This window comes from Streptomyces sp. NPDC048623 (assembly GCF_040650755.1).
Classification (GTDB): domain Bacteria; phylum Actinomycetota; class Actinomycetes; order Streptomycetales; family Streptomycetaceae; genus Streptomyces.
This window is the reverse complement of record NZ_JBEZHV010000026.1, coordinates 14,782-33,771: the sequence shown is the minus strand read 5'-3', so window position 1 is coordinate 33,771 and position 18,990 is coordinate 14,782. Positions and strand designations below refer to the sequence as shown.

Genomic DNA, 18,990 nt, shown 5'->3' with positions numbered 1-18,990 from the left:
TTCGGAGGGAGCTTGGGCCCTGCTCACCCGGGGGGGATTAGGGCGGCGGCGGCCTCGGCCACAGCGCGGTCGACCTCGGGGAACAGGCTTGTGTAGGTGTCCGAGGTCAGGGTGATCGTGGAGTGGCGGAGGGTCTCCTTGATCGTGTGGATGTCGCCGCCGGCGCCATGGGGGAGCGTGGCCGAGACGTGGCGGAGGTCCCGCAGGGTGATGGGCGGGAGGTCGGTCGTGGCGAGGATGCGGCGGAAGGTCTCCGAGACCGTCTCCGGGTGGAGCCAGGAGCCGTCCTCCTTGGTGAAGACCTTGCCCGTGTCCTGCCAGGCGGTACCGGCCTTCTTCCGCTCCTTCGCCTGATCGGTCACCCACCTGAACCTGCATCCGGACGACGAGACAGGCAGGGTGGGCGTCCAAGCCCTCATCCAGCGACGCAGCCGCACGGTCTGGATGGACCTCCCCGACGCCGGCTATCACGAGGCAGTCCGCTGCCATGACTCCGACATCCCCGTGCGCGTCCGTGGGGTGCTCAACAGCCCTCCCGGGTGAACCCGTCATGTCGGCTGGCATACCCGGGAATTGGCCTGGCGCCAAGCTCGAGACAAGTAGGCTGCTTGCCGGACCTGACGGGGAAGAGGGCGATGCAGTACTGCGAACGCCACGGAATGCACAACTGTGCGGACTGCGCTCCGCGCACACCTCGCAGCGGCGCGCCCGCCAGTGAATGGGACGAGTGGCCGGCGGCCGCGATCATCATCCACGCCAGCGGCAAGGCCCACCTTCCCGGCTGCGGGCACATCGTCCCGGCCGACATTCGACCACCCCTCTATGGCTGGGTGCTCACCCCCTCGCCGGGAGCATGGCGTCGCCTCGCGCCTTCCCACTCGCTCCACGCCACGCAGGGCAACACCGAGCGAGCGGCCGTAAGCCGCTGCATGACCTGCGACGCAACGCAGTAGGGACAACCGAGAGGACCGCTACGCGTGACCTACCAGCCGGACCGGACCTGCGGGCGCCCGACCCGTTCGGGCAACCCCTGCAAGATCCGGATATCAGGCTCGGACGTGGCGTGCGGCACACACGCCACCGAGCAGGACAAAGCTGTGGCCGAGGCGCACGGGAGGGGGTGGAACGAAGGCTACGAGGCTGGATGCGAAAGCGGCGCGAGCTCCTCCAAGTCCCACATCGCGTATCTGGAGAAACGCGTCAAGGAGCTCGAGGAGCAGCTGGACAGTGCGCGGCGAGTGTACGAGGTCGACGGCTCCCAAGTCGTGCAAGTCGGCAGGTACAGCTATCGCTGGCGCGGGAGCGACCCGCTCCAAGTCGGTGACCGCGTGCTGCTGCCCGAGAACTGGCTGAGCAAGCTCAAGGATGGCCCGGGCTCCGCAGTGGGTGTGGTCACCAAGCTCGGCACCACCTACCGCGGCTCCCTGTCCGACATCGTGGGGCGAGCACCGGCAACCGACGGGGACGACTGACGGAACCTCGTGCCACAACGTGCCAGCAGGGGCGGTGATCAGCGGTCAACAACAGGCACGGGAACACGGCCGAGAGCCCTGCATCTGATGCCCTTCTCCGCAGGTCAGAGGGCCACTGAGCGCTCAAGTGCTGGGTGATTCCCAGGCTTAGAGCGCGGGTTCGATTCCCGTCATCCGCTCTTCTGCGAATCCCCAGGTCAGCGACCTGGGGATTCGTCGTTGTCCATACTCCTCAGGTCCCTCTGCGCCCCACTCGCCGGCCTACCTCTGCTCCCTTGGTGCAGGATCAGGGACGGCCCGAGCACCGCGGTCGACCAGACCGATAGGGTCGCGCCCATGTGGGTGGGAGTCGATGCGGTCGACTGGGCTGGGCTGAAACACAATTACGGTTCTGCCGAGGAGATACCGGGACTGCTCCGCCGGTGTGCCGGTCCGGATCCGGACGATGCCGACGACGCCTCGTCCGAGTTGCTCAACCTGCTGTTTCATCAGGGCGGTTGGATCTGTTCCGCCGCATCGGCCGCGCTGCCCTTCATGCTGCGCCTGGCAGCGGCACCACAGGTGCCGAACCGCTGCGCGATGCTGGAACTGGTGGCGATGTTGGCAGCGGAAGCCGGACGAGTCGAAGCCCGGTTCCTCGATCCGGGCTGGGCGTCGGGGTGGGAGCGGGCTCTGCCCGAGCTGCTGCGACTGTTGGACGATCCCAAGCCGGAGATCCGGCGAGCCGCAGCCGACGTGCTCGGGGCCTGCAACAGTCCTGGTGAACTGATTCTTCCCGGGTTGATTCGGTCCTGGGAGGCGGAGGACGATCCGGCGACTCGCCTTGAGTTGGTTCTCGCCTTGGGGCACGCTGCTCTGCGTGCGCCGGCCGGCGCACGCGGCGCCGAGGTGTTCGACCTGCTCCATGGGCTGCTCGACGCTCCTCAGTCGCAGATGCGCCTGGCGGCGGTGCACGCACTGGCCCCGATCGATCCCGGCCTTCCCGCGCGGCGGCTGGACGACGTGCTCGTAGCGGTCCGGGACCCGAGCGTCGAGTTGTGGCGCCACACCAGCTCGGTGCAGACCGGAGCACTGGGTGTCCACCACTGGACCTCGGAACTGATCACCGGTCCGGATCCCTCCTTCACGCTCGGCCTGCTGGCCGACCATCACGACGACGAACAGCGGATCGGCGCCCTGGCCCAGGCGGGCGGACTGCTGTCCAAGTGGCGTTCGCCGACCGCCGCCCTTCTGCCACGTCTCGTCGGGCGGCTGGACGATCCCGCCCCCGAAGTCCGTTTCCGGGCTGTCGAACTGCTGGCCTGCCTCGGCCCGGAGGCCACCACCCACGCGGACGAGGCCGCCTCCCTCCTGACCGACGGCGCGGTCCGCACCACACGGAGACGGGAGAGCGTGGGTGAAGCTGCCTTGTGGGCGCTGGCCCGGATGAATGACCCGCGCTGCCTGCCGAGCCTGATCGAGCTCATCGCCGGCGCACCATCCGGCTTCGCGTCAAACTCCGCCCACTACCCCGTGACCGACTGGCATCACGTCGGCCTCCCCTCGCTCCCTGAGGCCCTGAGCCGCCTCTCGGATCACGCCGAGCTGCTCCTTCCGGCGATCTGCGACCGAATCGGCACCGTCACGGACGACCGCCTGCTCCACCAGATCTGCAAGACGCTCGCCGAGTGGGGACCGGTGGCAGAGAAGGCCGTTCCACGACTGCTCGGTTTGCTGGGGGACGACCGGACCTGGACTGCGGCGGCAACGGCCCTGGCCGGAATCGGAAGGGGCGGGGCCGAAGCAGGGAGCCTGCTGCTGTCCCGGGTGCGTGCCGACGGGCCGAATGGGGAACTCGCGGCCTGGGCGTACTGGAGAGTCTGCGGCGAACCCGAAGCAGTCCTGGAGCTCCTTGGCTGCAGCCTTGTCAAACAGCGCATCCGGCATCCGGAACTGCGAAAGCTCGCCGGTCTGGGAGCGTATGCCGCGCCCCATGCGGACCGGCTCAGGACAATGACCGCCGACACCGACCCCTGGACTCGCGTCGAGGCCGCGCATGCTCTGTGGGCCGCCACCGGAGACACCGAGAACACTGTTCCTGTCCTGACGGCGGTCGTACGCGACCTGGCCGAGGGAACCTACTTGCCGGTCATGCTCCCCGCAATGCGGCATCTGGCCCGGATCGGGCAAGCGGCCCGACCTGCCGCGGACCTCCTACGCGGCGTACCCGCCCGCGACCGGCGGCTGCGGTCCGACGGCGGCTGGCGAGGCTTCACCCAGGACGAGGACATCCGCTCTGCCGTGCAGGAGCTGCTCAGCGCGTCATCCCCTTGAGACGAACGCCTCGACCGGTCCCACCCCTGGTGGGGGGTGCTGTGCCTGTCGCGCCCGTGCCCCAACCGTGCCCTTCAGAGCGGTAAAAAGCGGTCAATCCATATGCTCAGGCACCGCAGCAGCAACCCTCGATACTGCCGATAGCCGCAGGTCAGAACCCCTTTTCGGGGCTTGGCGCGCACAGATTCCCAAGCTCATAGCTTTTCGTCGTGCAGATACAACTCGGCATCGTCGAGTCGGATAAGCCAACTGTGCGACGACGTGCGGTCCACCGTGACGCCTTCGATGCCAGCCGTGGGGTGGGTGAGAGCCGCGGTGAGGTCGCCAGGGAAGGGGTAGCCCCGCCATTCGAGGTCCCATCGCTCCTGGTGCCCCCACAGACGGCTCGCGGGCGCCCAGCGGGCTCGCTGGGTGGCGCGGTCGAGCGGGTCAATGAAGCACCGATCTGCCCCACCCGCCAGCGCAGTCGGGGCGCGGTCAGCGTTCCGTGGTTGAAGCAGGCAAGGGCCAGCAGAGCGCGCAGTTCGGTCTGCTCCGGGGTGCAGTGGTCCAGCCCCAGCCCGCCGGATCGATCGATTCCCGGGAGAGCGGTGGCAGGAACCTCTCCCGTGAAGCCAGCGCGGATGAGCGAGGCGGCCTTGGCCGTGGTGTGTGGCATGGCGCGATGTCCTTGGTTGCTGCCGGGTCAGCTGGGGTTCGCGTCCGTGTTCGCACATCGGGAGGCACATCAGGGGAGTCGCGGAGTGGGCGCGCCGCACCCTGGACGAGCCAGGAAACCCGGGCGACCCGCTACGTCCTCCGGGCCTCCGCGGACCGGTTGCAGCCGACGGTACCGGCATAGTCGGTGGAATAACCGGGCTCCACACGCCGGATTCATCCGATGGGGTGTCTAGCGGGATTGGCGTCGACCACACCGCAGCGCGGTCCGTGCGTGAGTGATGCGTGAGCGGACGTTCCGGCACGGCCCGGTTCCGTCCGGACCTCGCGGCACCGTGCCCCCCGTCCGACCAGGCTGCCCCGGACGGTGTGGCACCCTCCGGCCTTACCCACTCGGACCCGGCCAGGACTTTTAATCCATTGGTTGTGGGTTCGAGTCCCACACGGCCTACCGAACGAGGCGCCCCATCCGGAACCGGGTGGGGCGCCTCGGCGTTCGTCAGCCGGTGACGCCGAGTGCCGCCAGGCGCTCCGGGTTCGCGACGATGTCGATCCGGACGATGCGGTCCTCGACGATCGTGAACGCCATGAGGCCGACCGGCGCGCCGTCCACCAGGGACACCAGGCCGGCGGCGCCGTTGACGGTGACCGGGCGGGAGGAGTGGCGGAACCTCGCGAAGGTGAGGGCCTGGGCCGTGACCGCCTCGGCGCCGCGGACCAGCTTGGACGCGGCGGCGGTCGGGACGCCGGTCAGGGCCCCGGTCAGGGTGCCGGCATCGACGCGCAGGACCACGTCCGGGTCGAGGACGGCGAGCAGGCCGTCGAAGTCGCCGCCCTGGGAGGCGGCGAGGAAGGCGTTCACGACCTCCCGCTGACGGGTCGCGTCGGGGGCCGGTGTCGCCGGGGTGGCGCCCTGGACGCGACGGCGGGCGCGGCTGGCGAGTTGGCGGGTGGCGGCCGGGGTGCGGTCGACGATGGGCGCGATCTCGTCGAAGGCCACCGCGAACATGTCGTGCAGGACGAAGGCGAGGCGCTCGGCCGGGGCCAGCGTCTCCAGGACGACGAGCAGCGCGAGCCCGACGGAGTCCGCGAGCAGCGCCTCCCGCTCGGGGTCGGCGGCGCCCTCCTCCCGTACGACCGGATCGGGGATGTAGTACTCGAGCGGGTCCTCGCGCCGGGCGGCGCGCGAGCGCAGCAGGTCCAGGCAGACCCGGCCCACGATGGTGGTCAGCCAGCCGCTGAGGTTGCGCACGTCGCCGATGTCGGAGCGGTCGAGCCTGAACCAGGCCTCCTGGACCGCGTCCTCCGCCTCGCTGAGCGAGCCGAGCATCCGGTACGCGACCGCGCGCAGACGGCCGCGGTCGGCCTCGAACCGTTTCGCGAGCAGGTCCTGGTCCAGGTCCTGGTCCTTGTCCATCAGCCGTGCTTCCCCTTCGTCGTGGTCCACACCGACATGACGGACCGGCGTCCGGGAATGTGACGGGTCCCGGCATGAGAAACGTGAGATCCGCGCCGCACGCCGCCGAACACCCGGGAATCCCCGGCCGAGGCCCCCGACCGCCGTGGACGGTCCCTTCAGAACGGTGTTCACCGTCCCTAGATTGATGACCATGACGACGACATCGCCCCAGGTCAACCCCGTGCTCCGGGTGCCGCCGGCCGCCCCGGCCGTCGCCGCGGCCCACTTCTCCGCGAGCCTCGCCTTCCACGCCGACGTCTCCGACGTGGCCGCCGCCCTCGCGGGCGCCCGCGCCACCGGCGCCGATCCCGGCTTCGTCCTCCTCGACTCCCGCTCCACCGAGTCCTGGGACCAGGGGCATGTCCCGGGCGCCGTCCATCTGCCGACCGCGCTCATCGCCGAGCAGGCCGAGCGGCTCCTCGACAAGGCCGTCCCGGTCGTCACGTACTGCTGGGGCCCCGGCTGCAACGGTGCCACGCGCGCCGCGCTCGCCCTCGCCGAGCGCGGGTTCCGGGTGAAGGAGATGCTGGGCGGCTTCGAGTACTGGGTGCGCGAGGGCTTCGCGTACGAGACCTGGGAAGGGCCCGGGCAGCGCGCCGCGGACCCGCTGACGGCGCCGGCCGACGCCGAGGACTGCGGCTGCTGAGAGCGGCCGCGGATATGGATTTCCGATCCGGGGCACCCATGCCGTAAGGTTGTGTTCACCGACGCGGGGTGGAGCAGCTCGGTAGCTCGCTGGGCTCATAACCCAGAGGTCGCAGGTTCAAATCCTGTCCCCGCTACTCAGTAGCACGAAGGCCCGGATCCGGATGACGGATCCGGGCCTTCGTCGTTCCTGTGTCGATCGATCGCACGTCCGAAGTAAACGGTGGCCAAAACCGCGCACGTCCTTTTGCGGGCCGTCGAGCGCGCCGCGTAACCTCGCGCACACCATGAGTGACCATCGAGTGGCAGTGCGCGAGGCAGGACGGCGGGCCCCCGCCGTCCTCCTTCTGTTCGCGCTCCTCGCACTCGTCGCGGGCGTGTGCCACGGCGCCCACGGGCACTCCCTGCCGCTCGCGGCCGGCCCCGGCGCCGGCGCCGGCACCAGCGTCACCGCTCCCGCCCTGCCGCACGGCTGCGAGCGGCCCGGCGAGGGCTGGTCCTTCGACGCCCATCTGCCCGCGCAGTCCACCGGGACCCCGCTGTCGGCGCCGGACGCCACGAGCGCCGTCGTCCTCGCGTACGACGAGATGTTCCCCGCGGCCCCGCACACGCGCTGCGTCCACGGCCGCGCCGGGCCCGGCCCCGAGCCGGGCAGACTGCTCATCGCCCTCGGAGTGAACCGGAACTGAGCCGGCGTCACGGTCGAACACGACCTCGACCCCGGCTCCTCCTTCCGCATGCCCGCGCGCCCCGTCCGGCGTCGCGCGGGACCTCACCCCAAGGGACGCAACCCCCATGACGCACCCCGCCCACCTCCTCTCCGCCGCCGGGCAGACCGTCGGCAACACCCCCGTCCTGTGGATGGACGACGGCTACTGGGCCAAGCTCGAAGGTTTCAACTTCGGCGGCATCAAAGACCGTGCCGCGCTCCACATGGTCGAGGCGGCCCGCCGCCGCGGCGAGCTGCGGCCCGGCGCGCCGATCGTCGAGTCCACCTCCGGCACCCTCGGGCTCGGCCTCGCGCTCGCCGGGATCCTGCACGGCCACCCCGTCCATGTCGTCACCGACCCCGGGCTCGAACCGATCGTGGAGCGGATGCTGACCGCCCACGGCGCCCAGGTCCATGTCGTGTCCGAGCCCAGCCCGCGGGGCGGCTGGCAGCAGGCCCGGATGGACCGGGTCGCCGAGCTGCTGCTCGCGCTCCCCGGGGCCTGGTGGCCCGACCAGTACGGGAACCCCGACAACCCGGAGGCGTACGCCGGGCTCGCCGCCGAGCTCTCCGGGCAGCTCGACCGGATCGACGTGCTGGTCTGCGCGGTCGGCACCGGTGGCCACTCGGCCGGCATCTCCCGCGCGCTGCGCGCCGGTTCGAGCCCGGCCCTGGAACTCGTCGGGGTCGACTCGATCGCCTCGACCGTCTTCGGCCTGCCCGCCGGCCCCCGCCTGATGCGCGGTCTCGGCTCCTCCATCCACCCGGGCAACGTGGACCACGGCGCTTTCGACGAGGTGCACTGGGTGGGTCCGGCCGAGGCGGTACGGGCGGCCCGCCGCCTGGCCGCCCGGCAGTTCGCGACCGGCGGCTGGAGCGTGGGCGCGGTCGCGCTCGTGGCCGGCTGGCTGGCCCGCACCCGGCCGCGCGGCACCCGGATCGCGGCCGTCTTCCCCGACGGGCCGCAGCGCTATTTCGACACCGTCTTCAACGACGAGTACTGCACGGCTCACGGTCTGCTCGTCGGTCCGGTACGGGAGGAGCCGGCCGTCTTCGCCGAGGGCGAGCCGGTCAGCGGCTGGACCCGCAGGGTCCTGGACCGCGCCGCCCGTGCCGACCGGGCCGCCCGCGCCGACCGCGCCGCCCGTACGAGCCGCGAGGAGCGGGTCCGATGAGCGCGACTACGGACAAGGCCACGGCCGTGCCCGTCCAGGGCGGGATCTGGAAGCAGACGCGCACCTTCGAACCGGCCGTGCGGCTGCTCTTCCTCAACCAGCTCACCATCAACCTCGGCTTCTACATGCTGATGCCGTTTCTGGCGGCCCATCTGGCCGGCGGTCTCGGCATGGCCGCCTGGGCCGTCGGCCTGGTGCTCGGCGCCCGGAACCTGTCCCAGCAGGGCATGTTCCTGGTCGGCGGCGCGCTCGCCGACCGGCTCGGCTTCAAGCCGCTGATCGTGGCCGGGTGCGCGCTGCGGACCGTCGGCTTCGGCGCGCTCGCCTTCGCGCAGTCGCTGCCGTGGCTGATCGCCGCCTCGCTCGCGACGGGCCTGGCCGGGGCGCTGTTCAACCCGGCGGTGCGCGCGTATCTGGCGGCGGAGGCCGGGGAGGAGCGGCGCGTCCAGGCGTTCGCCCTGTTCAACGCGTACTACCAGGCGGGCATCCTGCTCGGGCCGCTCGTCGGGGTGGCCCTGACAGGGGTGTCGTTCCGGCTGACGTGTGGGGTGGCGGCGCTGCTGTTCGCCGGGCTCACGCTCGTACAGCTGAGGCATCTGCCCGTACGGCACAAGGCGGCGGAGGCGGCGGAGGCCACCCCGGCCCCGGAGGCCACCCCGGCCCCGGACGGGGAGGCGGCGCGGGGGCAGTTCCGCACGGTGCTCTCGAACCGCACCTTCTGGCTGTTCTCGCTGGCGATGACCGGCTCGTACGTGCTGTCCTTCCAGGTCTATCTGGCGCTGCCGCTGGCCGCGGACGGCACGGCGGCGACCACGGCCCTGTTCGTGGTGTCGGCCCTGGTGGCGCTCGCCGGGCAGCTACGGATCACCGCCTGGTGCGGGGCGCGGCTCTCGCGGGAGCGGTGTCTGGTGCTCGGGCTGGGGCTGATGGGCGCGGCGTTCCTGGTCCCGGCCGCGCTCGGGCGCCCGCTCGTGGCGCTGCTGCTGTGCGCGGCGGTGCTCGCCGTGGCGAACGCGGTGCTCTACCCGTACGAGATGGACACCGTCGTGGCGCTGTCCCGGGGGCGCTGGGTCGCCACCCACTACGGGCTCTACAACACGGTCTGCGGGATCGGCATCACCCTGGGGAACCTGGGGACGGGCGTGCTGCTCGACGCGACCGGCTGGTCGGCGGCGCCGTGGCTGGTGCTGTGCGCGGTCGGGCTCGGCTGCGCGGCGGCCATGGCGGCGCTCGCGCGGGGCGGGCGGCTCGCGGAGCGCCCGGCCGCCGCCGTACGCCAGTCGGCCGAGGAGGAGTCGCCGACCCGCGCGGGCTGACGGCACCCTGAGGTGTCGCGGTGGTGTCCGCGGCCGTCGACACGGACGTACGTACGCATGTACCGGGCCGGGGAGGGAGCACAGGGTGGCGCGAGCAGCGGGAACGCGGCGTGGGCCCGGGGGCGACGGCGGCCCCGGCTCGTCCCGGTACGCGTCCGCCTCCCGGCACCCGTCCGCGTCCGCGTCCACGTCTCCGTCCTCGGACGCGTACCGCGGCGCCCGGCGTTTCCTGCGGGCCCTGCCCCCGCTGGTGATCCTGGGCGGGGTCGCCTACGACTTCCTCACCCCGCCCGTCTACACCGCGGCGCCTCTCTTCTCGGCGGCGCCGCTGATCGCCGCTCCCTTCTTCTCCACCCTGACGACGCTGCTCACCGGGATCGCGGCGGTCCTGGCGAGCTTCGGGCTGCACGACTACGGCACCACGGCCGACACGGTCCAGGCGGTCACGGAGTCCCTGACGGTCCTCACGGTCGCCGGGCTCGCCGTGCTCATCAGCCGGGTGGTGCGGCGCAGCGGGGAACGTCTCGCCTCGGCGCGGGTGATCGCCGAGACGGCGCAGAAGGCGGTGCTGCCGGCGCCGGAGGAGCGGATCGGCGGGCTGCAGATCGCGGCGCGGTACGAGGCGGCGCAGGCCGACGCGTTCATCGGCGGCGATCTGTTCGCGGTCCAGGAGACCCCCTACGGGGTGCGTCTCGTGGTCGGGGACGTCCGGGGCAAGGGGCTTGACGCGGTGGAGGCGGTGGCGGTGGTCATCGGCGCGTTCCGGGAGGCCGCCGAGCTGGAGGCGACCCTGGAGGGGGTCGCGGCGCGGCTCGAACGGGCGCTGGCCCGGGAGGGCATGAGGCGCACCGGGTTCGACGCCTTCGAGGGCTTCACGACGGCGGTGCTCGCCGAGATCCCGGGCGGTGACCAGGTCGTACGGGTGGTCAACCGCGGGCACCCCGAACCGCTGCTGCTGTACGGGGACGGGGGCGTCAGGCCGCTGGTGCCGACGGAGCACGCGCTGCCGCTGGGCATGGGGGAGCTGGCGGTGCTGCCGGACCGGGCGGACGTGTCGCCGTATCCGCCGGGTGCGACCCTGCTGTTCTACACGGACGGTCTTTCGGAGGCGCGGGACACGACGGGGACCTTCTACGACCCGCGGGGGCGGCTCGACGGGCGGATCTTCCCGGGGCCGGAGGAACTGCTCGACGCGCTGGTGGCGGATGTGCGCCTGCACACGGGTGGGGACACGACGGACGACATGGCGCTGCTCGCGGTGAGCCGCCCGGCGGCGGGGCAGCCGGAGCGGCGCCGCACGATGCGTGTGGTGCCGCCGGACGGTGGGGGCGGCGGCCATGACACGGCGTAGTCGCAGGATCTCCCTGCGATAACAACTGACGCAACGTCAGATTCCTGCTGTGAATCTCCTCCTTTCTGAAGGGCGCTCAACTCGGGCGATTCCCTCCTAATTCAGCTAATGATCAAGGGGAACGGCTTGGAATCGGGGGGCCGTGTCTATTAACGTTCGATAACGCAGCGCGGTCGTCCCAGCCGTCGCAAGAGACGGCACCGTGCGCACGCGCCGAATCCCGCAAGGGAACCGGGGAACCACCACTTGGGGTGAATCGGGCCCCACCGCACTCGTGCGGCACGGTCCGTAGGAGACCTTCCTGCTCCGAACCCGTCAGCTAACCCGGTAGGCGAGAAGGAAGGAAAGGAGAGCGCCTCCGTGGCGTCCAACACCCCTGCTCCGCAAACCCCCTTCGCCCCCTTCGGCACCTCCGCCTCGGCGGGCGGCGATCTGGACGGGGCCGCGGAGGAGTGGAACCCCACCGAGGACTCCCTGCGGGCGCAGAGCCGCGCCGGCGGACGCCACCGGGTCGTCAAGCAGCGCTCCAACTTCGCACGTTCCTCCACCGTCCTCGGTGTCGGTGTCATCGCCGCCGTCGGCGCGGGCGGCCTGGCCACCGCGCAGCAGAAGCCGCCGGTCTCGATCGCCCTGCCGGACGTCAACCTGCCCGACGCCTCCGGCCTGCCGGGCGTCGGCGCGCTGATCGACGCGGTCGACGGGGACGGTGCCGAGGACACCGCGGGCAACGCCACCCAGCCGCTCACCGCGCTGACCTACACCACCACCGAGACCGCCGGCCAGGGCTCCGGTGCCGAGGCGCGGACCGAGACGGCGACGGCGGACGCCGGCGAGGCGCTGCGCGCCCGCATCCTCCAGCAGGCCGAGCAGCAGCAGGCCGCCGCCGACGCCGCCGCGCAGGCCGCCGCGGAGAAGGCCGCCGCCGAGAAGGCCGCGGCCGAGGCGGAGAAGGCCGCGGCGGACGCCCAGGCCAAGGCCGACGCGGAGGCGAAGGCGGCCGCCGAGGCCAAGCAGAAGGCCGAGGAGGAAGCGGCGGCGAAGGCCGAGGCCGAGCGCCTGGCCCAGCTCGCCGCCAGCTACGCGCTGCCGACCTCCTCGTACACGATCACCTCGACCTTCGGCCAGGCCGGTTCCATGTGGTCCTCCGGCTACCACACCGGCCTGGACTTCGCCGCCCCCACCGGCACCCCGGTCAAGGCCGTGCACGGCGCCACCGTGAAGTCGGCCGGCTGGTCCGGCTCGTACGGCTACCGGATCGTCCTGGAGCTCGAGGACGGCACCGAGATCTGGTACTGCCACCTCTCCTCCATGACCGTCGGCGTCGGCCAGACCGTCGGCACCGGCGAGACCATCGGCCGCGTCGGCGCCACCGGCAACGTCACGGGCCCCCACCTCCACCTCGAGGTGCACACCCCGTCCGGCACCGGCATCGACCCGATGGCCTGGCTCCAGGACAAGGGCCTGTCCGTCTGAGTCCTGGACGCCGGAATAGCGGTGGCGGCGCGCGGAGTTGATCTCCTCATGACTTCTCTCCGCAAGCTGGGCACCTCCGATCTGCATGTCTTCCCGCTCGCCCTCGGCGGCAACGTCTTCGGCTGGAGCGCCGACGAGGCACAGTCCTTCGCGGTGCTCGACGCCTACGCCGCCGCCGGCGGCAACTTCGTCGACACCGCGGATGTCTACTCGGCCTGGGCGCCGGGCAACGAGGGCGGCGAGTCCGAGAGGGTGATCGGCCGCTGGATGGCCTCCCGCGGCAACCGCTCCGACATCCTCGTCGCCACCAAGGTCGGCGCCCACCCCGGCTTCAAGGGCCTGGGCGCCACGAACATCAAGGCCGCCGCCGAGGAGTCGCTGCGCCGGCTCGGCACCGACCACATCGACCTCTACTACACCCACTTCGACGACGAGTCCGTGCCGGTGGAGGAGATCGTCACCGCCATGGACCAGCTGGTGAAGGACGGCAAGGTGCGGGCCGTCGCCGCCTCCAACCTCTCCCCGGAGCGGCTGCGCGCCTCCCTCGACTTCGCCGAGGCCGAGGGCCTCACCCGCTATGTCGCCCTCCAGCCGCAGTACAACCTGGTCTCCCGCGACACCTACGAGGGCCCGCTGCTCGACGCCGCCGCGCAGGGCGGCCTCGCGGCCGTGCCGTACTACGGCCTCGCGGCCGGCTTCCTCACCGGCAAGTACCGCGCCGGCAAGGCCGTGGACAGCGTCCGGGCCGCAGGTGCCGGCAAGCACCTGGAGACCGAGCGCGGGCGGCGCGTGCTCGCCGCCCTCGACGCGGTCGCCGAGGCCCGTGGCGCCGAGCTCGCCACCGTCGCCCTCGCCTGGCTCGCCTCCCGCCCCACCGTCGTCGCGCCGATCGCCTCGGCCCGTACGGTCGAACAGCTCCCGGCGCTCCTCGCGGTCGCCGACCTGGAGCTGACCGACGCCGAGCTCGCCGTCCTCACGGAGGCGTCGGCGGCCTGAGGCCCCCGAGCCGTCAGCTGCGGTACGGGTTGTAGCCGCCGTAGTCCAGGTACTGCGGCGGCACCCACACCCGGCCGGTCGCCCGCGCCGCGTACGTCAGCGCGGGCGAGGCTATTCGGCGGCGCTGCCACAGGTGGTGCAGCAGCTCCTGCTCGCGGGCGGTGAAGTCCTGCGCGACCTGCCCGCGCCGGGCCCGGTGGCGCAGGAACGCCAGGGTGGTGGCGAAGGCCTCGTACTCGCCGACCGCCTGCGCGCCCGGCTTGCCGAGGCTGCGGGCCGCATAGCCGCGGGCCAGCGCGCGGGCCCGCATCGAGGAGAGCGCGAGCGGCTCGTCGAGGGCGAGCCAGCCGGCCGTCGCGTAGGCGGGGAGCTCGCCGGATATCGTGCGCAGCTCCTTCTGCCGGCTCCATATCGCGAGCCAGGTCAGCAGGGCGAACACCGGCACCATGAACATGCCGTAGACGAGGACGAACGCCAGCGGGTGGAAGCTCGCCGAGCCGTTCCAGGTGGCGTGCAGACCCATCGCGAGCAGCAGGCCGCCGAGCGGCAGCAGCCACATCCGGGTGCGGCGGAACCGGGCACTCGCCGGGAGCAGTGCGGCGAAGCCGAGGCCGAGCCCGGTGAGCGAGGTGAACAGCGGGTGCGCGAACGGGGACATGATGACCCGCGCGAAGAACGTGGCCATCGTGACGCCGAGTCCGCCCGAGCCGAGGTCCTGGTCCTCGCCGAAGGCGTTGCCCAGATAGAGGATGTTCTCGGTGAAGGCGAAGCCGGTGGCCGTGAAGCCCGCGTAGACCAGGCCGTCGACCGGGCCCGTGAAGTCGCGGCGGCGGAAGAGGAAGAGCAGCAGCACCGCGGCGCCCTTGGCGGTCTCCTCCACGACCGGGGCGACGGCGGTCGCGCCCAGGGACTCGGCCGAGCCGGGGTCGGCCAGGGCGCTGCTGATCCACTTCACGGCGAAGGAGTTGGCGAAGATCGCGATCAGGGTGGAGGCGAACGCGCCCCAGGCGAGCGCGAACAGCAGGTTCTTCCAGGGTGCCGGTTCGACCCGGTCGAGCCAGCGGAACGCGAAGACGAGCAGCGGGACGGGCAGCACGGCGAGGCCCAGGCCGACGAGGAAGCCCTCGGTGCCGGTCTCGTCCCGGACGATCGCCAGGATCACGAGCGCGCACAGCGCGAGCACGGTGATCACGGCGACGGCCCGGACCACCCGGCTGCGCCAGAATGCCTTGCGCGGCTTGTAGCGCCACTTGGACCGCTCCGGCACGGCGGCGAAGTCCGGCTGCTCGCTCTCGAGCGCGGGCACGGGAGCGGGCGCGGGGACGAACGCCCGGTCGTGGGCGACCGCCTGCGCGGGGACGGAGCCGGGCTCGATGGCAGGTCCGGCGATGGGATTCGACGACACGCAACGACCCTAGCCACCTGCACCGACAGCGGCGAGGGGGTTCTTCCAGCCTGTGGACAACTCGGTGCCGGCCGAAGTCCGGTGCGGCGTCGGAGTTTCCGGCGGTGGAACCCCCGGGCCTACGGGCGGTGGAACCCCGGGCCTTACCGGCGGTGGAACAGCAGGTCGTGGACCACGTGCCCCTTGTCCAGGCCCTGGCCCTCGAAGCGGGTCAGCGGCCGGAACCCGGGCCGGGGCGCGTAGCCGCCGTCGGCCTGGCTGTTCTCGAAGTCGGGGTGCGCGTTGAGCACCTCCAGCATCTGCTCCGCGTACGGCTCCCAGTCCGTGGCGCAGTGCAGCAGCCCGCCCTTCGTGAGCCGGGGGGCGAGCAGGGTCAGGAAGTCCGGCTGGATCAGGCGCCGCTTGTGGTGGCGGCTCTTCGGCCAGGGGTCCGGGAAGTAGACCCGGCAGCCCGCGAGGGACTCCGGCGGGAGCATCTCGCGCAGCAGGATGATCGCGTCGCCGTTGGCGACCCGGACGTTGGTGAGCCCGTTCCGGTCGGCGAGGCCGAGCAGATTGCCCTGGCCGGGGGTGTGGACGTCCACGGCGAGGATGCCGGTGCCGGGGTCGGCGGCGGCCATCTGCGCGGTGGCCTCGCCCATGCCGAAGCCGATCTCCAGGACGACCGGCAGCCCGCCGAACATCTCGTCCAGGTCGAGCACCCGCTTGCCGTCGATGTCGAGGCCCCAGTCGGGCCAGCGCTTCAGCAGGGCCTCGGCCTGGCCGGTGGTGACGCGGCTGCGGCGCGGCTGGAAGCTGCGGATCCGCCGCTCGTAGTGCGAGCCCGCCGGATCAGCCAGCGGGCCCTCGCCGGGCGCGAACCGCTGGCTGCCGAGCCGTACGACGCGCTCCTCGGCGCGCTGCTCGGCCGACCGCTCGGCGGGCTGCCCGGTGGTGGCGGGGGCGGTGTGCGGGGTGTTCTCAGGCTGCTCAGACACAATGCCCCGATTCTACGGGGCCCGGCGTGTCCTACAGCAGCGCCAGCGCCCGGCCCGCGACCTCGCGGCCGATCGGGAGCGAGGCCGTCGCCGCCGGTGAGGGCGCGTTGAGCACATGCACCGTGCGGGTGGACTCGCGGATCAGGAAGTCGTCGACCAGGGTGCCGTCCCTGAGGACGGCCTGTGCCCGCACGCCCGGGGTGGCCCGGTGCAGGTCGCGCTCCTGCACGAGCGGCAGCATGCGCCGTACCGCCTCGGTGAAGGCGCGCTTGGACAGCGAGCGGTGCAGCTCGCCCGCCCCGTAGCGCCAGTGGGCGCGGGCGATGGCCCAGCTGCCGGGCCAGGCCAGGGTGCCGGCGAGCTCGCGGGGGCGGATCACCGACCAGCCGTAGCCCTCGCGGGCGAGCGCCGGGACCGCGTTCGGCCCGACGTGGACGCCGCCGTCGATGCCGCGGGTCAGATGGACGCCGAGGAAGGGGAAGGCCGGGTCGGGCACCGGATAGACCAGGCCGCGGACGAGCGAGGGGTCGGCCAGCTCGTAGTACTCCCCGCGGAAGGGGACGATCCGCATCTCCGGGTCGTCGCCCGCGAGCCGCGCCACCCGGTCGCAGTGCAGGCCGGCGCAGTTCACCAGGACCCGGCCGCGTACGACCTGTCCGGCGGCCGTGCGCACGGCCACGCCCCAGGGGCGCCGGTCGATCAGGGTGACCGCGGAGCCGTAACGGATGCGGGCGCCGGAGGCCTCGGCCAGGGTGGCCGCGACCTGCCCGTAGTCGACGATGCCGGTGCTGCCCACATGGATCGCGGCCAGGCCGCGCACCCGGGGCTCGTACGCGGAGATCTGGGCGGGGCCGAGCTCGCGCACCGGGATCCCGTTCTCCCGGCCGCGCTGCACGAGCGCGTGCAGCCGGGGCAGCTCGTCCCGGTCGGTGGCGACGATCAGCTTGCCGGTGACCTCGTGCGCGATGCCGTACTCCGCGCAGAACTTGACCATCTCGGCCGCGCCCTCGACCGCGAAGCGGGCCTTGAGCGAGCCGGGCCGGTAGTAGATCCCGCTGTGGATCACACCGCTGTTCCGCCCGGTCTGGTGGCGCGCGGGGGCGTGCTCCTTCTCCAGGACGGTGACCCGGGTGCCCGGCGCGGCGCGCGTGATCGCGTACGCGGTCGACAGACCGACGATCCCGCCGCCGATCACGAGCACGTCACAGTCGTAGCGGTCCGACCTGGACACCAGCGCCACCTCCCACCCCTGATAGTGCACTGGCCCACTGACATCCCGGCTAAACCGACCGCACCATGGGACGAGTGTCACGCGGTGCGGCCGGGGCGGCCCCGGTCACGCCGGGGTCACGAGCAGCGGGCGGGCCCGCTCGCGCAGCTCCATCACCCTGGGCTCGTCCCCGTACGGCTCCAGGCGGTGCAGCAGGTCCCGTACGTACTCGGTGGTGCGGGCGGAGGAGATCCGTCCGGCGACCTCCACCGCGCGCGTGCCGGCGGCGCAGGCCGCGTCCAGGTTGCCGGACTCCAGCTCGGCGACCGCCGACACCACGAGCCGCAGCCCGTGCGAGCGCACGAACTCCTCGGTGGGCCGGGAGAGCGCCTGCTCGGTGAAGCGGCGCACCTGCCGGGGCAGCTTCAGGTCGCGGTAGCACTCGGCGGCGTCGGCGCAGAACCGGTCGTACGAGTAGAAGCCGAGCCAGCTCGGGTCGGGGTCGCCCTCGCGGGAGCGCTCCAGCCAGCCCTCGGCGGCCTTGAGCGCGGCGGCGGCCGCGGTGCCGTCACCGGCCTTGGCGTGCGCGCGGGCCTCGATGAGCCGGAAGAAGGACATGGTGCGGGCGGTGGCCAGGCCCCGGTTGCGTTCGAGCGCGGCCTGGGCGAGGTCGACGCCCTCGTCGGCGAAGCCCCGGTAGGTGGCCTGGAGCGACATGGAGGCCAGGACATAGCCGCCGAGGGGCACGTCGGCGGCGGCGCGGGCGAGCCGGAGCGCCTGGATGTAGTAGCGCTGGGCGGCCTCCTGCTGGCCGGTGTCGAAGGCCATCCAGCCGGCCAGCCGGGTCAGCTCGGCGGTCGCGCCGAACAGGGCCCGGCCGACCTCGTCGGAGTACGAGCCGAGCAGCAGCGGTGCGGCGTCCACGCGTAAGCACTCGGGGACCATGGAGGAGCGCCAGTCGCCGCCGCCGTACTTGGAGTCCCAGCGGCGGGCGTCCTCGGCGGCCTCGCGCAGTTTGGCGACGTCGCTGTGCCCCACGCGCGCGTGCTCCGCGATGTCGCCGGCGGCCGCCGTTCCCGTGGCGCCCATGCCGCCGCCGGCGCCGCCCGCCGTGCCGTCGGGGCGTGGCACGAGGCGCTCGACCGACGGGTCGGCGGGTGTGATCAGCCAGCGTGAGGCGGGGGTCGCGTAGGCGCTCACGGAGAAGGAGCCCGCGAGCGACTGCCAGATGCCGCCGCCACCGCGCCGACCGGCGAGATCCAGCCGGTACAGGTCGGTGGCGGAGCGGACCGCGTCGGCGACGTCGCGCGGGAAGGCGAGGCCCACCTCGGGTGCGGGATCGGCGTCGGCGAGCCCGATCTCGTGCAGCGGGACGGGCCGGCCGAGCTTCTGGCCGATGGCGGCGGCGATCAGGTGGGGGGCGGCGCCCTGCGGCACCATGCCCTTGGAGACCCACCGGGCCACCGAGGTCTTGTCGTAGCGAAGCGTCAGGCCCCGCTGCGCACCGAGATCGTTGACGCGCCGGGCGAGCCCGGCATTGCTGATTCCCGCGAGGGCGAGAACCGTGCCGAGCTTTTCGTTCGGCCCGCGTTGCTCCCTGGACATGACGCCACCCCTCGACACGACACCCAGACGGCCGCCGCACCCCGGACACAACGCCGGGCATAGGCGTGCGGCATTCGTAAGCACAGCGTAGTTCGCCGGATCCCGACCGTTAAGGGGCGGACGTCCGTATGGCGAGATTGTTGTGCGATGGAATGAGCGGCGGTCCGCGCCGGGGTCACCGTGCTCCGGCCGTGTGGCCGTGCGCCCGGCCGTGCGCTCTCGTCCGG

The 18,990-nt window shown here is 72.4% G+C and carries 14 protein-coding genes, 1 tRNA gene, 1 pseudogene and 1 riboswitch; of the genes and pseudogenes, 10 read left to right on the top strand and 6 right to left on the bottom strand.

Translation table 11 applies throughout. The annotated features are described in order from the left end of the window. Window positions 1-23: 23 nt before the first annotated feature. Window positions 24-347: pseudogene (locus tag AB0C73_RS29815) on the bottom strand (site-specific integrase); the annotation flags it as partial. A 630-nt stretch (window positions 348-977) separates the two neighbouring features. Here AB0C73_RS29815 and AB0C73_RS29810 point away from each other — a divergent pair. Both AB0C73_RS29810 and AB0C73_RS29805 read left to right on the top strand, forming a co-directional pair. Beyond that, window positions 978-1,472, top strand: a complete 495-nt coding sequence (locus tag AB0C73_RS29810) for a hypothetical protein (protein ID WP_362536213.1) — start codon at window positions 978-980, stop codon at window positions 1,470-1,472. Window positions 1,473-1,808: 336 nt separating this feature from the next. Beyond that, window positions 1,809-3,785: a HEAT repeat domain-containing protein gene (locus AB0C73_RS29805; RefSeq protein WP_362536211.1), complete on the top strand. Its 1,977-nt coding sequence runs from the start codon at window positions 1,809-1,811 to the stop codon at window positions 3,783-3,785. A gap of 1,156 nt (window positions 3,786-4,941) precedes the next feature. Here AB0C73_RS29805 and AB0C73_RS29800 read toward each other — a convergent pair. Then, entirely contained in the window at window positions 4,942-5,859 is a 918-nt protein-coding gene (locus AB0C73_RS29800; RefSeq protein ID WP_362536210.1) for a sigma-70 family RNA polymerase sigma factor, read from the bottom strand. Between the two features lie 193 nt (window positions 5,860-6,052). Between AB0C73_RS29800 and AB0C73_RS29795 the strand changes: the two genes are divergently transcribed. The 8 genes from AB0C73_RS29795 to AB0C73_RS29760 all read left to right on the top strand — a co-directional run bounded on the left by AB0C73_RS29795 (window position 6,053) and on the right by AB0C73_RS29760 (window position 13,566). After that, complete coding sequence (locus AB0C73_RS29795) at window positions 6,053-6,547, top strand: rhodanese-like domain-containing protein (protein WP_362536208.1); 495 nt, start codon at window positions 6,053-6,055, stop codon at window positions 6,545-6,547. A gap of 62 nt (window positions 6,548-6,609) precedes the next feature. Beyond that, window positions 6,610-6,683 (top strand) — tRNA-Met (locus AB0C73_RS29790). Between the two features lie 150 nt (window positions 6,684-6,833). Continuing rightward, a complete protein-coding gene (locus AB0C73_RS29785) occupies window positions 6,834-7,235 on the top strand; it encodes a hypothetical protein (RefSeq protein ID WP_362536207.1) in 402 nt (133 codons plus the stop codon). A 106-nt stretch (window positions 7,236-7,341) separates the two neighbouring features. Continuing rightward, entirely contained in the window at window positions 7,342-8,430 is a 1,089-nt protein-coding gene (locus AB0C73_RS29780) for a PLP-dependent cysteine synthase family protein (protein WP_362536205.1), read from the top strand. Then, the gene (locus AB0C73_RS29775) at window positions 8,427-9,746 is read left to right on the top strand and encodes an MFS transporter (protein ID WP_362536203.1); all 1,320 of its coding nucleotides are present in this window, start codon (window positions 8,427-8,429) and stop codon (window positions 9,744-9,746) included. The genes AB0C73_RS29780 and AB0C73_RS29775 overlap by 4 nt, the downstream gene beginning before the upstream one ends. Window positions 9,747-9,975: 229 nt before the next feature. Continuing rightward, window positions 9,976-11,097 (top strand): PP2C family protein-serine/threonine phosphatase, encoded by a 1,122-nt coding sequence (locus AB0C73_RS29770; protein ID WP_362536334.1) that lies wholly within the window; start codon window positions 9,976-9,978, stop codon window positions 11,095-11,097. A 201-nt stretch (window positions 11,098-11,298) separates the two neighbouring features. After that, window positions 11,299-11,446, top strand: a riboswitch (cyclic di-AMP (ydaO/yuaA leader). An 11-nt stretch (window positions 11,447-11,457) separates the two neighbouring features. Next, window positions 11,458-12,570 carry a M23 family metallopeptidase gene (locus tag AB0C73_RS29765; protein ID WP_362536201.1) on the top strand — a complete coding sequence of 371 codons (1,113 nt, stop codon included), beginning with the start codon at window positions 11,458-11,460 and terminating at the stop codon, window positions 12,568-12,570. A gap of 48 nt (window positions 12,571-12,618) precedes the next feature. Continuing rightward, a complete protein-coding gene (locus AB0C73_RS29760; protein ID WP_362536199.1) occupies window positions 12,619-13,566 on the top strand; it encodes an aldo/keto reductase in 948 nt (315 codons plus the stop codon). A gap of 13 nt (window positions 13,567-13,579) precedes the next feature. On the opposite strand, the gene AB0C73_RS29755 is transcribed toward AB0C73_RS29760, so the two are convergent. The 4 genes from AB0C73_RS29755 to AB0C73_RS29740 all read right to left on the bottom strand — a co-directional run bounded on the left by AB0C73_RS29755 (window position 13,580) and on the right by AB0C73_RS29740 (window position 18,763). After that, the gene (locus AB0C73_RS29755) at window positions 13,580-14,872 is read right to left on the bottom strand and encodes a PrsW family intramembrane metalloprotease (protein ID WP_362536333.1); all 1,293 of its coding nucleotides are present in this window, start codon (window positions 14,870-14,872) and stop codon (window positions 13,580-13,582) included. A 242-nt stretch (window positions 14,873-15,114) separates the two neighbouring features. After that, on the bottom strand, window positions 15,115-15,948 hold the full coding sequence (gene trmB, locus AB0C73_RS29750; RefSeq protein WP_362536197.1) for a tRNA (guanosine(46)-N7)-methyltransferase TrmB: 834 nt from the start codon (window positions 15,946-15,948) through the stop codon (window positions 15,115-15,117). Between the two features lie 31 nt (window positions 15,949-15,979). Next, window positions 15,980-17,179 carry an L-2-hydroxyglutarate oxidase gene (lhgO, locus tag AB0C73_RS29745; protein ID WP_362536195.1) on the bottom strand — a complete coding sequence of 400 codons (1,200 nt, stop codon included), beginning with the start codon at window positions 17,177-17,179 and terminating at the stop codon, window positions 15,980-15,982. Between the two features lie 105 nt (window positions 17,180-17,284). Beyond that, a complete protein-coding gene (locus tag AB0C73_RS29740) occupies window positions 17,285-18,763 on the bottom strand; it encodes an MFS transporter (protein WP_362536193.1) in 1,479 nt (492 codons plus the stop codon). Window positions 18,764-18,990: the final 227 nt, after the last annotated feature.

Excerpts from the sequence above, each read along its gene's own strand:
- AB0C73_RS29805 (WP_362536211.1), top strand. The coding sequence starts at position 1,809 with ATGTGGGTGGGAGTCGATGCGGTCGACTGGGCTGGGCTGAAACACAAT.
- AB0C73_RS29800 (WP_362536210.1), bottom strand. The coding sequence starts at position 5,859 with ATGGACAAGGACCAGGACCTGGACCAGGACCTGCTCGCGAAACGGTTC.
- AB0C73_RS29795 (WP_362536208.1), top strand. The coding sequence starts at position 6,053 with ATGACGACGACATCGCCCCAGGTCAACCCCGTGCTCCGGGTGCCGCCG.
- AB0C73_RS29785 (WP_362536207.1), top strand. The coding sequence starts at position 6,834 with ATGAGTGACCATCGAGTGGCAGTGCGCGAGGCAGGACGGCGGGCCCCC.
- AB0C73_RS29780 (WP_362536205.1), top strand. The coding sequence starts at position 7,342 with ATGACGCACCCCGCCCACCTCCTCTCCGCCGCCGGGCAGACCGTCGGC.
- AB0C73_RS29775 (WP_362536203.1), top strand. The coding sequence starts at position 8,427 with ATGAGCGCGACTACGGACAAGGCCACGGCCGTGCCCGTCCAGGGCGGG.
- AB0C73_RS29760 (WP_362536199.1), top strand. The coding sequence starts at position 12,619 with ATGACTTCTCTCCGCAAGCTGGGCACCTCCGATCTGCATGTCTTCCCG.
- AB0C73_RS29740 (WP_362536193.1), bottom strand. The coding sequence starts at position 18,763 with ATGTCCAGGGAGCAACGCGGGCCGAACGAAAAGCTCGGCACGGTTCTC.